Source organism: Streptomyces radicis (assembly GCF_003626575.1).
Classification (GTDB): Bacteria; Actinomycetota; Actinomycetes; order Streptomycetales; family Streptomycetaceae; genus Streptomyces; species Streptomyces radicis.
Map to the genome: position 1 here is coordinate 41603 of NZ_RBDY01000005.1, position 13372 is coordinate 54974.

At 71.9% G+C, this 13372-nt stretch carries 15 protein-coding genes; 4 read left to right on the forward strand and 11 right to left on the reverse strand.

Features of this window, described 5'->3' with window-relative positions:
* The first annotated feature begins 131 nt into the window (after window positions 1-131).
* On the forward strand, window positions 132-1430 hold the full coding sequence (locus D7318_RS09565) for a WS/DGAT domain-containing protein (protein ID WP_183091337.1): 1299 nt from the start codon (window positions 132-134) through the stop codon (window positions 1428-1430).
* Between the two features lie 48 nt (window positions 1431-1478).
* Window positions 1479-1739, forward strand: coding sequence for a hypothetical protein (locus D7318_RS09570; protein WP_120696468.1), 261 nt, complete (start codon window positions 1479-1481; stop codon window positions 1737-1739).
* Here D7318_RS09570 and D7318_RS09575 read toward each other — a convergent pair.
* Window positions 1722-2360, reverse strand: a complete 639-nt coding sequence (locus tag D7318_RS09575) for a TetR/AcrR family transcriptional regulator (RefSeq protein ID WP_120696469.1) — start codon at window positions 2358-2360, stop codon at window positions 1722-1724. The genes D7318_RS09570 and D7318_RS09575 overlap by 18 nt on opposite strands.
* Before the next feature lie 258 nt (window positions 2361-2618).
* Between D7318_RS09575 and D7318_RS09580 the strand changes: the two genes are divergently transcribed.
* Window positions 2619-3587, forward strand: coding sequence for an alpha/beta hydrolase family protein (locus D7318_RS09580; protein WP_120696470.1), 969 nt, complete (start codon window positions 2619-2621; stop codon window positions 3585-3587).
* A 50-nt stretch (window positions 3588-3637) separates the two neighbouring features.
* On the forward strand, window positions 3638-4444 hold the full coding sequence (locus tag D7318_RS09585) for an SDR family NAD(P)-dependent oxidoreductase (protein WP_230423580.1): 807 nt from the start codon (window positions 3638-3640) through the stop codon (window positions 4442-4444).
* Between the two features lie 131 nt (window positions 4445-4575).
* Here D7318_RS09585 and D7318_RS09590 read toward each other — a convergent pair whose 3' ends face one another.
* The 10 genes from D7318_RS09590 to D7318_RS32750 form a co-directional block, all read right to left on the reverse strand.
* Window positions 4576-5079, reverse strand: a complete 504-nt coding sequence (locus D7318_RS09590) for a hypothetical protein (RefSeq protein ID WP_147437651.1) — start codon at window positions 5077-5079, stop codon at window positions 4576-4578.
* A gap of 44 nt (window positions 5080-5123) precedes the next feature.
* Complete coding sequence (locus D7318_RS09600) at window positions 5124-5489, reverse strand: peptidase inhibitor family I36 protein (RefSeq protein WP_120696473.1); 366 nt, start codon at window positions 5487-5489, stop codon at window positions 5124-5126.
* A 207-nt stretch (window positions 5490-5696) separates the two neighbouring features.
* A complete protein-coding gene (locus D7318_RS09605; protein ID WP_120696474.1) occupies window positions 5697-6617 on the reverse strand; it encodes an NmrA/HSCARG family protein in 921 nt (306 codons plus the stop codon).
* 75 nt (window positions 6618-6692) lie between these two features.
* Window positions 6693-7967: a lanthionine synthetase C family protein gene (locus tag D7318_RS09610; protein ID WP_120696475.1), complete on the reverse strand. Its 1275-nt coding sequence runs from the start codon at window positions 7965-7967 to the stop codon at window positions 6693-6695.
* A complete protein-coding gene (locus tag D7318_RS09615) occupies window positions 7951-10818 on the reverse strand; it encodes a lantibiotic dehydratase (RefSeq protein ID WP_120696476.1) in 2868 nt (955 codons plus the stop codon). The genes D7318_RS09610 and D7318_RS09615 overlap by 17 nt, the downstream gene beginning before the upstream one ends.
* A 97-nt stretch (window positions 10819-10915) precedes the next feature.
* On the reverse strand, window positions 10916-11134 hold the full coding sequence (locus D7318_RS09620; protein ID WP_120696477.1) for a hypothetical protein: 219 nt from the start codon (window positions 11132-11134) through the stop codon (window positions 10916-10918).
* An 86-nt stretch (window positions 11135-11220) separates the two neighbouring features.
* A complete protein-coding gene (gene fxlM, locus D7318_RS09625; protein ID WP_120696478.1) occupies window positions 11221-12462 on the reverse strand; it encodes a methyltransferase, FxLD system in 1242 nt (413 codons plus the stop codon).
* Window positions 12463-12504: 42 nt separating this feature from the next.
* Entirely contained in the window at window positions 12505-12765 is a 261-nt protein-coding gene (locus D7318_RS09630) for a hypothetical protein (RefSeq protein WP_147437652.1), read from the reverse strand.
* Window positions 12762-13103, reverse strand: a complete 342-nt coding sequence (locus D7318_RS09635; RefSeq protein ID WP_120696480.1) for a hypothetical protein — start codon at window positions 13101-13103, stop codon at window positions 12762-12764. The genes D7318_RS09630 and D7318_RS09635 overlap by 4 nt, the downstream gene beginning before the upstream one ends.
* Complete coding sequence (locus tag D7318_RS32750; RefSeq protein ID WP_183091338.1) at window positions 13100-13252, reverse strand: hypothetical protein; 153 nt, start codon at window positions 13250-13252, stop codon at window positions 13100-13102. The genes D7318_RS09635 and D7318_RS32750 overlap by 4 nt, the downstream gene beginning before the upstream one ends.
* Window positions 13253-13372: the final 120 nt, after the last annotated feature.

A 13372-nucleotide genomic window follows, 5' to 3' on the forward strand; every position in this document is an offset into this window, starting at 1 on the left:
CCGGCGTGGCCGAGGGTGGAGTTGAGTAGCGGGCGGCGTACGGGACGCTACCGGCTCCCCGCCGCGGGCGCCAGGGCACGGGCATGGCGGCGTGGCATGGCGGCGTCCCCGGGGTGGTAGGGAACAGCCTTGTGAACGCCCCCGCTTCGCGCGCCACGCGCGCCCCGCACACCGTCATGACGCCCGCCGAGGGGTCGATGGTCGCCTTCGACGACCGGGCGGGGGTGCCCGCGACGATCGCCGCCGTGCTGTCCTTCGACGGGCCGTGCCCCGACGTGGCCGAGCTGGGCGCGCGGGTGGACGAGCGCTGGTCGCCCCTCGCGGCGCTGCACCGCACGATCGTTCCGCGCCCCGACGGCCGCCCCCGGCGCCCGTACGCGTGGCACGCGCCCGGCGCTCCCTCCCCCGCCGCGCGCCCGCGCCTCGTGGACGCGGCGAACGGGCGTGAGGGGCTCGCGGCGCATGTGGGGGCGCTGTTGGAGGAGCCGCTGCCGCCCGGCGGTCCGCTGTGGGGGCTCGATCTGCTCCCGGGTGACAACGGGTTCACACTGGTGCTGCGCGCCCATCACGCCCTGCTGGACGGGGCGTCGGTCGGCACGCTGCTGCGCGCGCTGAGCGACACCCCCGAGGTGCTCCCTCCCCCGGCGGGCGCTCCCCCGCTGCCGCCCGGGCGGTGGGCGCGGGCGGGGGCGGCGCTGGGCTCGGGGCGTTCGGCGTTCCCGCCGGGGCGGGCGCTGGGCTTCAACCGCCCGGTGGACCAGGCGCGTTCGGTGGCGTGGGCCGGGGTGCCCATGGCGGAGTTCGAGGCGGCGCGCGCGGCGCTGCCGGGGGCGAGGGCCACGGTCAACGACGTGTTCCTCGCGGCCGTCGCGGGCGCCCTGCGGCGGGTGGTGACCGACGGGGCGTCGGTGCGGGCGATGGTCCCCGTGAACCTGCGTGGACCGGAACGCCACGACGAGATCGGCACGGTGATCGGCGGCGCGCGCGTTGCCCTGCCGGTGGCCATGGCCGACCCGGTGGCCCGCCTGCGGGCGGTGCGCGACGCGATGGCGCGCACCAAACGCCGGTACGAGCCCGGCGGGTTGACGCGGCTGATCGACGTGCTGGCCGTTCCGGCGCCGGGCGCGGCGGGGGCGTTGATCGGCCACCTGCTGGGCTCGCCGTCCCTGTGGAACGTGCTGTGCTCCAACATCCGCCTCCACGACGGCCCGTTGGAGGTGGCGGGGCGGCGGCTGCGCGAGGCGTTCGTCGCGACGTGCCTGCCGCCCCGGATGGGCTTCGTGGCGGTGCTGACGCGGTACGCCGACGCCTGCACCGTGGCGTTCACGAGCGACGGGGCGCACCGCGCGCTTGCGGCGCCGCTGGCCGACGCGGTGCGCGAGGAGGTCGCCACGCTGGCCTCGGGAGCCCTCCCGGTGGCGGGGCCCTAGATTCGGCCGCGCGTTCTCCCCCCTCGGGGATGGCTGGCCATCCCGGCGGTGATCGTGTTCACCGTGGCGGGCCTGGCGGCCGGTCTCGGCCTCGCCAAACTGCTGTTCGAGCTGTTCGGCGCCCTGCCGATGGCCCTCGACGCCCACGCGTCGGAACGGAATCGGCGGGTGGTGTGGGTGGCGTGGGTCGTGCGCCTTGCGGTCGTGGCGCCGCCCGCCGTCGTTCGCGTCCGAGTTCGCCTCCGGGCCGGGGGCCTCAGGCCGGTTGTGGACGGGCCTCCGGCGGGGCGTTCACGGGTTGGCGGATGAGGGAGCCGGGGAGCCCGTCCCCGATACGCGCAGACCACGGACGAGAAGCCCGATCATGTGGCGGGGGTCGTACCGGGCGTCCGTCTCGTGCCCGACGCAAAGATTTCCGATGCCGCGCATCAGCTCGTAGGCGTCCACCCCTGGCGTGATCTGACCGGAACGCTCGGCGGCGGCCAACAGCTCCGCGCACACGGGGACGAGCCTGTCGAGGAAGTAGGCGTGCAGGCGCTGGAATCCGGCGTCGTCCGAGCCCAGCGCGTCGGCGAGACCGTGCTTGGTGATGACGAAGTCGACGAACCGGTCCACCCACACGAGAAGCGCGTCAAAGGGCGAAGCCGCCGAAGTCGCCGAAGCCGCCTCGGCGAGCAGCCGCTGGCCGACGTCCACACACGCCTCCACCTGGTGCCCGTACACCGCGACGACCAGCTCGGTGCGCGTCGGGAAGTGTCGGTAGATGGTCCCCAGGCCGACACCCGCCTCCGCCGCGATCGTACGGATCGGCGCGTCGACGCCCGACGTCGCGAAGACGGTGGCCGCCGCGTCGAGAAGCCTTTGCTCGTTCCGTCGGGCATCGACGCGCCGAGCGCGACGCGGGGGCGTCGCCGGGTCCTGTTCTGTCATCCGGATAGTCCCTGAGGGGCATTGGTGCTGCGGAACATCCTCCGCGCCGCCGGTTACTGGAGCACCGATCCGGTACGAGTGTAGTCGGCCGGATCGCCCAGGTCATCGCTTCTTTCGGGCCGTGCCCGGGGTCATTTGACAATCCGGAACGCGGTTCCGTATCGTTTTAGCGGAACACTGATCCGCTAAGTGGGCCGTGAGTCGGCCGCGATCTTCCGGCGGCCTCGACCGAACCCGTTCACGAGAGGGAGCACACTCATGAGCTACACCAGCTACACCAGCTACACCCGCGACCCCGTCCCCGTTTCACCGGTGCTCTCCCTCGCGCCGGTGACGCTGCCGACCCCGGGCCGCGCCGTCGATCTTCAGCTCCGGGTCTCGGCCCCGATGTCCGGCGCCGACCTCCCCATCGTCCTGCTGTCGCACGGGCACGGACCGTCGAACTTCCTGTCCTCGCTGCACGGCTACGGGCCGCCGAGGGACTTCCTGGCCGCGCGTGGCTTCGTGGTGCTCCAGCCCACGCACCTGGACTCGGCAGCGCTCGGCCTGCGCGAAGCCGACGATCCCGAGGCGCCGCTGTACTGGCGCTCGCGCGCCACGGACATGTCGTTCGTCCTCGACCACCTCGACGATCTCGAGGAGGCACTGCCCTCGCTGCGAGGACGCGTCGACCGGAGCAGGGTCGCGGTCGTCGGGCACTCGATGGGCGGATTCACGGCGAGCATGCTGCTCGGCGCCCGCGGCGTCGATCCGACGGACGGATCGCCGCTCGATCTCACCGAGCCGCGCGTCACGGCGGGCGTCGTGATGTCCGCGCCCGGGCGTGGTGGTGACTCACTGAGCGAGTACGCCAAGGAGCACTATCCGATCCTCTCGGGCACCGACTTCTCGCTCATGAGGACGCCCACGCTCGTCGTCGCGGGCGCCGAAGACGTCTCGCGCCACCTGAACGTTCGCGGGCCCGAGTGGTACACGGACCCCTACGCGCTCTCACCCGGCCGTAAGGCGCTGCTTCAGCTCTTCGGCGCGGGCCACGCCCTCGGAGGCGTGTCCGGCTACGACGCCGCCGAAGCGACGGACGAGAACCCCGAGTTGGCCGACGCCGCCCTTTGGCTCACCTGGGCGTTCCTGCGCACGGAGCTGGGCCTGGACGAGCACGCCTGGGACTTCGCCAGCAAGGCGCTCACGACCGTACCCACCCCGCTCGGGCGCATCGAGACCAGGTGAGCGGCGCGACGGGCCCGCAGGACGAGAACAACGCAGTGAGGAACAACGCAGTGCCGGACGACAGCACCCCCGTGAACACCCCGGTGGACACCCCCGCGAACACCCCCGTGGACGACCGCCCCCACGACGCGACCGGTCCCCTCGTGACGACCGCCCTGGTCACCGCCGCGGCACGCGGGATCGGCGAGGAGGTCGCCCGGCAGCTGGCCCGGCTCGGAACGCACGTGGTCATCACCGCGCGAGACCCGGCCGACGCGGCGGCCGCCGCTGAACGCATCGACGGAGCCGAGGCCATGCCCGTGGGAGTGGACATCGCCGACCAGGCGTCGGTCGACACCGCGGCACAGGCGTTCGCCGACCGTTGGGGGCACCTCGACATCCTGATCAACAACGCGGCCGCCCACCCCGACAGGGACGAGACGCCGTCGCAGGCGAACCTCGCGGCGGCCACGGACGCCCTGCGGGTGACGCTCTTCGGAACGTGGCGGATGACGCAGGCGTTCCTGCCCCTGCTGCGCCGGTCGAGCCACCCCCGGATCGTCAACGTCAGCTCGGGCGCGGGATCGCACACCGACGAGCAGTACGGCTTTCCCGTGTTCGGCGGCGCGGCGGCGAGCCACGCGATCGGCAAGGCCGCGCTGAACGCGTTCACCGCCGTCCTCGCGGCCGAGCTGTCCGACACTCCCGTGATCGTGAACGCGGTCTGTCCCGGCGTGACGGCGACGGTGCCGGGCGCCGAAGCCTTCGGCGCGCGCCCGGTGGAGGAGAGCGCGCCGGGCGTCGTCTGGGCCGCGACCCTGCCCGACGACGGCCCGCGGGGCGGCTTCTTCCGCGACGCCCAGCCTCTCGGCTGGTGAACACGCCTCGGCTCCGCCGCCTCGCTCGGGCGAGAGCTGTCGGCGAGCCGCCGGTCGCGGTGTGCGGCACGAGGCGGCCGCACGGCCCTGATCTGCTCGAGCGAGGCGTTCGCGGCGGCCACCGCCTGGGCTCAGGCCCTTGCGGTGTCCTCGCCGCAGTACTCCCGCGCGCTGTTCGGGCCGGACTTCAGACACGCCGTGACATACACGATCTTCTCCTCCGCGATGTTCGGGAGGTCCGCGTAGGTGCAGCCGCTCTCGTAGTCCGACGCGCCTTCATCGATGAGATCGAAGAACTGCCACTCGCCGTTCACCTTCCACTGCGCCATCGCGTAGGCGATCTTCCCGTCGCCGTTCTGCTTGTCGCACGCCGCGAGAATCTCGCCGTCGCCAGGGCCGGGGTCATCGCCCCAGAAGAGCGCCGTCCCGCCGACCGGCCCTGAATCGGTCGTCCTGACCGAGATCGTGGTGGACGCGGCGGCGGGCGTGGTCTGCAAGGCGCTCAGCGTCGCCACGGCCGCGGCGGCCGTCAGCAGCCGCAGCGCCCTCGCCGATCCCCCGCGCCGCCCACCCGTCGTGGGCGGCCGCGCGGCCGCCCGCGCGGCGCTCGCCGCGCGAGACCTCTCCTCACTCATGGCGCTTCCCTTCCCTCGACGGCTCTCCTGACGACGTTCGACGCTCAGTCCCATTCGACCTCATCCGCCTTGTTGCTCCATGAGCCGCCGTTGGGGTAGTCGATCCTGCCGAAGTCCTCGTGGTAGGAATTCGGCGCGAAGCACAGGCGGGGATCCCGCATGAACGTGCGCCAGTCCACGAGGCACACCCGGCGATTCGTGTCGTTCGACGCGCTGGTCACGCGATCCCTGAGCCCGAGCGGCCCGAGCCATTCGTCGTCGCCCACCGGGATGGCGGCCCGATCTCCCCTGCCCTCCATGTTGGCGAAGACGCAGAAGCGGTTCTCGCAGGGGTCGGCCGCCTCGGCCGATGGCACGAACCCGATGAAGGCGACACCGACGAGGCCTGCTGCCGTGAGTTTTCTGAGCATGTGTTTCCTCCCCCTTGCTTCGAAGGCTCCACGCCTTCTCCGGTGGTGGAAACGTATGCCGCACCGGGGCGGTCGCGGCAGCGTGCACGGTGCTCGATCCGCCGGGCGAGGCGTGCACGGTGCCCGGGCGGCCGAGCCGCGGCCCGGGGAGCCTGGCGAGCCCGCGCTCGCGGAACGGATGTCCGCCGGACCGCGCACGGGCCTCGTTCAGCGCAGCGCGATGCCCGTGTCCGCTGAACGCAGCGCCTCCGTCAGGAGGCCCGCACCAGGGCCCGCCAGCCAGCGGTCGAAGCGCAGCAGGAAGGGGAACTCCGCGCGCAACGCGTCGAGGTCCGCGTTCCCCACCAGCCTGCCGCTGTCGACGAGTGCCACCGTTCTGCCGAGGACCTCGTCCTGCTCGAGCAACGTCGTCGGCAGGCGGCCGTAGTTGATCGGCCGACCGACGGCCCGGGTCAGCTGCTCGGCCAAGGCCTCGCCGGTGAGGGCGTCACCGGCGATCTCCACGGTGCGGCCGACGTAGCGATCGGGCGAGCCGAAGACCGCGGCGACGATCCGGCCGATGTCGCGCACCGCGATGAACTGCATGGCCTGGTCGGGGCGCATCAGAAAGGACAGGCGCCCCCGGTCGAGGCCCATCCCGGGGAGCGTCAGGATCTCCATGAACGTGGCAGGCCGAACGACGGTGCTGGCGATGTCCAGATTCCGGACATGGGCCTCGACACGGCTCTTGGTGTCGAAATGGCCGATGCCCGTCGGCGTCGGCCCCGCGGCGACCGTCGAGCTGTAGACGAGGTGGGCGACGCCGCCGCGCTCGGCGATGTCGGCCACCGCCGTACCGAAGCGGACCTCGTCCTCGTCGGTCACACCGGCGCCCGCCTGGCCCGAGCTCGGCTGCACACTGAAAACGCCATGGGCGCCGGAGAACGCCGCGCGGAGCGACTCCGGATCGCCGAGGTCACCGCGAACGGTCTCGACACCGGCGGCGGAGAGGGCCCTGGCCCGGGGGCCGGACGGATCGCGCACGACCGCGCGCACCGCCCAGCCGTCGGCCCGCAGCGCCGCGGCGACCGATCCCCCCTGCTGACCCGTGGCGCCCAGGACGACAACGGTCTTGTCGATGTTGGCCATGCCGGTCGCAACTCCCCGTCCTACGGCCCTATTCCAGCGCCGCCGTCGCCGTGGAAGCCCTGCACTCATACGTCGTCAGGCGAGGAGCAGCAGCGAGTCCCAGGGGACAGGCGGGTTGGAGGGAAGGAACCCGGCGTGGTCGGCGAGGGCGAGGGCGACACCAGCCGCGCCGGTGAGGAATCCCGGGTTCTCGAAGGCGGCTCCCGCCTCGACCTGGGGGAAGCCGAAGGGCCGGTGCCGGTCCCGGAAGCTCAGGGTGTGTTCGGCGGCTTGCCGCGCCACAGCCCCGCACTCCGTCCTGGCCGCCGTCTGAAGGACCCCGGCCGATCCATGGCAAAGACCGGGGCCTTCGGTGTCCCACCGAGGGGGAGCGCGTTCGGCCAGGGCAGCAATCGCGGCGTGACCGGCGCGGCGGAGGTCGAGGTCGTTCAGGGCGTCTCCCGCGAGGGTGAGGGCACGCCCGATGCCGGGGACGCCGTAGCACCAGGCGTCGCGCCTGCCGGATCGCCGGTCACGCGTCACGCTGGTGGGCGTCGAGTCGAGGGCGTCGCCGTCGATGAACGGTGCCCACGCCCCAGTAGGTTCCTGCCAGGCGAGCAGCCACGAGGCGGTGCTCCTGATGGCGTCGGCCTGTCCGGGTGCGGTGTGGCCCGCGCTGTAGCTGATGGCCAGGAGGGCGAGAGGGCCAGCGATGCCATGGGCCAGACCGGTGGTGGCGGCGCCGGAGGGGTGAACGGTGACGGACGAGGGATGGTCGGCGGCGGGGAGCCACCAGCCGGGGCGGGAGCCGTGCGCGGCCTGGGAGAGCGTGGTGAGGGTGGTCAACGCCGCGGCCAAACCTGGTTCGGCCGCGTCCTCGTGCCCTGTGGAGTGGGCGGCGAGGAGAACGCGCCCGATTCCGGCCACTCCTCTGATCGCGTCGTACACGGCCCAGGGAGCGCCCGGCAGGCCGCCGTCGAGGCGTCGTTGCTGATGCCGGGCAAGTCCTCGGGCGCGGGCCGACAGCCAGGTCGTGGCCTTGCGGACAGTGGCGCGGTAGGGGGCGGGGTCGGGTAGGTAGCTGGAGCCGACGATCAAAGAAGCGGCCAGGGCGCCGGGACCGGTGTGGATCCCGTTCGGTGGTGCGTCGCCGGGCATGCGGGCGGCCGATTCCCAGTGACGGGCGGCCGCGGCGGCGAACTCGGGGCCGGTGTGGGCGAGGCACGCGTGCAGGAGTGCGGTGCCAGCGAGCCCGTCGCAGAGCGTCGCGGCGGCTCGGGGAGTGAGGGCGGCTACGACGCGTTCCGGATCGAGCAGGCCACGCGCCGTGGCAACGGCCGATTCGCCCGGGGTGTCAACGTCGGTGGCCATGGACGTGAAGGAAGTCGCTGGCCAGCGAGCGGGCGACGCGTTCGCGTCCGGGGTCAGGCCCGATGAGCCGGTTGCAGTGCATGTGCACGAAGTCGGACGCGCACAGGGCGCTCAGCCCCGGCCCTCTGAGCGCGGACCCGAAGGTGATCAGCCCCTCGTGCCGCGCGTTCCAGGCATCGGTCAGCGGTTCGGGGATGAGCGAGGCACACCGGGCGCGCAGTCGGGGCCGGATGGCGTCTCGTGTACGGCGGTCGGGTGTGGGCAACGCGGCGCCGCGTAGGGCCTGATGGGCCTGGTCGGTCAGAGTGCGGACGATGTCTGCCGCCGACACGGCGGCAACCACAAGACGGTCGTCCATGGAAGCCGTGAGGGCGAGGCACCAGGCGGCGAAGGCGCTGTCGGCGGCGAAGACCTCTTCCGCCGCACCGATCGCACGCGGACCGCCGTAGCGTTCGGTTTCCGGCTCGTACGGTTCGAGCACCAACCCGCTGGCGAGCCGCTGGTCGGCGAGCGCGGTGCACCAGTCGGTGAGCAGCGGCAGTACGCGGGCGGTGAGGGCGCGGGGATCGCCATGGACACGGATGCGAAGGTGATCGCCGAGAGCCGAGGTGTGGTAGCGGAGCCAGAACAAGCGGCGGATGTGCCCGGCGGCGGGCGCCAGCACAGCGGGGAGCTGCCGCAGCACGGTGTCTTGATGTGGGGCGGCGACCGGGAGGGCGGCCGACAGCCACGGCCCACCGGGAAGGTGAACGGTGCCAGGTCGGCGAGGTGTGGCACGCGCGTCCGGGTGCGGCGCGAAGGAGTGGTCGCGGCGGGAGAGGCCCACCACCAGCTCGGCCACATGTCGTCCGCCCGGCCCCTCGATGATCGCGTCGTCGGCGACGATGCCCCCGAAGGGTTCGGCGACGGTCCTGGCTCCGCGGCACACGCTGCGGCGCAGCAGCTCCCGGTCCTCGTTCCGCCGAAGGTCCAGTGGTAAGTGACGGTCGGACTCCTGGACCACCACGAGATCCGGCGGCGGTGGAGTGGCGGCGGTGTGCCAGGTGGTCAGCGCCTTGTCCCAGGCGGGACGGCGGGAGGCGGCAGTGGCCAGTTCCTCGGGGAGTCTCCAACGGGCGGGAGCGAGCAGGACGTTCTTGTACCGGACGCGGGGGGTGAAGGGTGCGTGGGCCGCAGAGCCCCAAGACCACGGGTGCCAGGGGCGGGTGCCGGAGTGGCCGGTCAGGCGGAGGAGGTGTGCTGCCGGGGGCAGCAGATCTCGGGCGATGCGGCTGAACAGCACGGGGACGACGACCCGTTGGTGCCGGGCGGACCAGATGGCGAGGTGCTGGCCGGTCGTGGTGACCATCAGGTCGTCGGGCGCGAGGTCGCCGTCGCGTTCGGGAACGCCGAGGGGGATGCGGTGGGAGGCGAAGCCGGTCTCGACCGTCAGGGCGGCAGGCGGACCGCTCTGTGGGCGGCACACGATCTCAGCGACGATCGGCCCATCGGGCCCGGTCGTCGGAGGGGCGAGTCGGGGCAGCCAACGAGCGAAACGCCCAGCGGCCGATCCGGCGTCCTGCGAGCCCATGTCGCAGACGGCTACCCGCAGGTCGCCGCCGTGGCGCAGCAGCCGGATGTGGATCTCCGCGGTCCGGGGCGGTGAGGCGCCGTCGCTGTGGGCCAATCGCTGGACCAGATCGTCGTCGAGGTCGATCTCGGCCTGTCCCCTGACCGTGGCCTCGGCGTGCAGTCGGGTCAGTAGCTCCGCCCGGCGGGGGTCAAGGTCTCGCCGCGCGCCGATGTCGTCGGTGTCGTCGGGCGGCCCGATCCCAGTGACGGGGTCGATGACATCCAGCAGTGGCACCATCCGGTGATGACCATAGGCGCGGACGAACCTCTCGTGGTAGTCGGCCAAGGGGGTGCCGAGCTGGCCGATGCGCCACAGGAGGCTTGCGGCCCTGGCTGCCTGTGCCCCGATCGTGTGAGGCACGGCGAGGGTGGCATCGGCCAGCGTATCCGCCGTCAACGAGCGTTCCACCGCCACGATCTCGTCGGCCGCCCGGCGAGCGGAGCGCAGCAGTTCCAGCCGTTGTGGCGCCCCTGGCCGAAGTGCGTCGGCGCGTATCAGCACATCCCGCAGAAATGCCAGGGCCGACCGGAGTGGCGCCGATTCGGGGAGGCGTTCGAGGAGGTGGCCGAGCGGGTCGTCCCGCAGGTGGGCGGGCAACAGGTCGGTGTGGAGAAAGCCGGTGCGGATCATCTGCCGTGCGGCGTCGGCGATCCTCGCCGTTCCCGCTGCCGGGTGGCGCTCGGCCAGTCCGGCGAGCACCTCCTTCCCTGGCATGCCCCTTCGGCAGGTCTCCAGCATCCACAGAGACACCGGGGTGGCGCGGATGCTGCTGCGCTGGGCGACGCCGCCGTTGAGTGCCGGATGCTCCGCCTCCAGCCGGTCGCCGCGTCGCACCACCAGGTTGTTCGCGGTGAGGGTCAGGCGAGGCAGCAGCTTTTCGTCGTCGAGGAGTCGATCCGTCACCGCGGCCAACCACTCGGGGCTCGGGGTGGTGACCGCACGGTGCTGATCCCCCAGGCGCAGCGTCGTGACGTGGCCGCAGAAGGCCGCGGGGGCGACGCCGGAGAACACGCCGTGCGGGGTGGTGCGGGTGCGGGAACGGATGTCGTACGCGCGCCATGTCGCCATGAGTCGCGCACCCGCGGGCGATGCGTCGGCGGCCTGGGACGTGGAACGGCTGGCGAGGAACACGCCTTCGGCCAGCAGCCCGGCGGTGTTCTCGGCCTGGCCGGGCTCGGCCGGGCGCAGCGGGATACGAGCCATTGCCACCGGATGGTGGACGAACACGCTCTGAACCATCACGCGTCTCCCTGTCAATGGATTGCACCGGGCGCGGCGCTGACGCCGGTGCGCCGCACCCGGTGCGAAGCGGAAGTGCGAGGTGCTGGTGCTGGTGCTACGCGAAGTTGCAGCCGTTGCCGCCGCCCTTGCCCATCGCCAGGCTGTCCGGCGTGGCACAGCCGGAGGTGGCTCCCGCGGTCGGGGATGGCCCGCAGTTGTCTCCGGTGCAAGGCTCGGAGTCGGCGAATCCGGGGCCGATGGTGGACAGGTCGGTGGTCTCCAGATCGAGATCGAAGACGTCCTCCAGCGCCAAGGCGGCGTTCTGATGTGTCATAGCTGTCTCACAGCTCCTCTGGTGAGTGGACAGGAGAGGTACACCCGGCCTCGATGAGCCGGGGGTCGATGGAGTGGCAGGGGTGGTCAGGGCAGGGAGACGACGAGGCGGGAACGGCGGTTGGTGATGACCTGGCCCGGAGGGAGCCGGTCGTACGGCGTGGCGCGTGGGTAGACGCGGACGGTCGGCTCCACCGAGCCTCGGTGGCCACCGCTGTCCCAAGCGCGGACGCGGTCCGCGAGTCGTTCTGCGAGCGTCTCCCGGTCCGGGCCGTAGGCATGCACGCCAAGCTCGAAGTCGCCTGGCCCGTCAGTGGTGTTCGACCGGATGGTGAGGTAGGCGAGAGTGCCGCCGTCCCATGTGGCGGCCGTGATGATCGACCAGCCGGACAGGCCGCGCTCCACGGCCTTGGGACTGGCGTGGAGCGTCCTGGCGCAGGGTTCGAGAGTGCTGATCAGCCACAGGTCGAGGGACGGCAGGGCGCCCTCGTTCGCGCGCAGGTCCACTCCGGTCCACACGGTGGTTCGCCGAGAAGAGGCGACGGCGGAACGCAGCGCATCGGTGTCGGCTCGCTGATCGTCATCCAGCGTCAGCCGCAGATCCTCACCGCTGAGGTCGATGGTGCGTCCGCCGTGGCGGTTGTCCCCCCTCATACCGACGAAGCCGCACTCCGTCCGCCCACGGCTCACCAGATGCCCGCCTTCACGTTCGAAGGCGAGGATCTGACGGGTGCCTCGGAGGCTGAGCGGCACGACGAGCCGTCCCTTCTCGGCGAGTTGCCCGGACCAGGCGGGCGGCACGTCGGGCGCCTGAGCGGTGACGATGATGGCGTCGAAGCCGCCCTCAGGGGTCAGCTCACCGCCTCCGTATGTGCCGTCCGCGCACACCACCCGCACCATGTCCGCGTAGCCGGTCTCGGCCAACAGCTCGGTCGCCCGCTCGGCGACATCCTGGTCGATGTCAACGCTCACCACTTCGCCGCCCGCGCCGACGACCTCGGCCATCAACGCGGCGTTGTAGCCACCCGAGCCGATCTCCAACGCCCGCATGCCGGGCCCGAGTCCTGACAGCTCCAGCATCCGAGCCTGTACCCAAGGGGCGGACACGGAACTGATGGGGTGGCCACGCTCGTTCCGCTTGGTGATCACGGCATCGTCGGCGTACGCCTCTTCCACCGACGCGCGGGGAGCGAAGCGGTGCCGCGGCACCGCCGCGAAGGCCGCGGCGAGCTTGTCGGTCCCGATATCCCCCCGCTCGCGCAGCTCGTCGATCAGCTTCTTACGCAAGACGTCCGCGTGTGCCGCTTCGTCGGTGGTGTCAGCGCTCATAACTCTGAGTGTAGGCAGGTGTGCGGCTGCGTCAGCTGCTTGTCAGCGGCGGCGCGCTCCCGCGTAGCGGCGGGGGTGGGGGGCCAGGAACCCCGGGAGTTGGGAGATGTGGCGGCTGGCCCACAGGATCGTGAAGCAGCCCATGTGGAACGTCTCGCCGCTGGTGAAGTGCAGCAGCTTGCCGCCGCCCGCCAGGGCCGACATGTCGCACACGGTGTAAGGCCGTCCCCCGACGACCAGTTGATCACCGCGCTTGACCGTGGCGGCGGTGATCTCGATCGCCACCATTCCGCTCTGGCTCATCGCGCCACCACCGCCAGGCCGATCGCGACCACCAGCGCGCAGCCGACCACGACCTGGGCCACGATCTCGCCCTTGGTGGGCAACGCGTGGGCGTGGGCCGGGAGTCGGCTCACCCAGAACGTGCGCGAGCGCATTCCCGGGACGTCCGTGCGCAGCGCGGTCATCGCCGTGGCCTTTCGGACGGAAAGCGACTCCCCCGTCACGAACGTGATCCCGAACTCGCCGTCGCCCAAGGACGCGTGATCCAACACCACGAACGGGCGTTCGCCGATCGTCAGAACATCACCTCGCCGTATGGACGCACCATCCACCTCGACCTGCCGGATCTGCCCCGTCACTTTCGCCTCAGCTCCTCAAGGTGTGCGTCGATTCGCTTGTTCAACTCCGCCCAGCGCGCGGCCAGTTCTTCCGACGACGTCGGGGGCGGCGACAACTCGCCCTCCCCCGTTCCGCTGTCGGGTGGCGGCACCGGGTCCTGCGTGTTCATGGGGGTGTTCACCTCACGCTGTTCGCCTCGATCGGGCATCGCCCGTGGCATCGGGCGGCCGGGAGCGCGCACAGAGGACACATACCGTTACGGTGAAGGTGCTGTCCGTGTGGCTCGGGT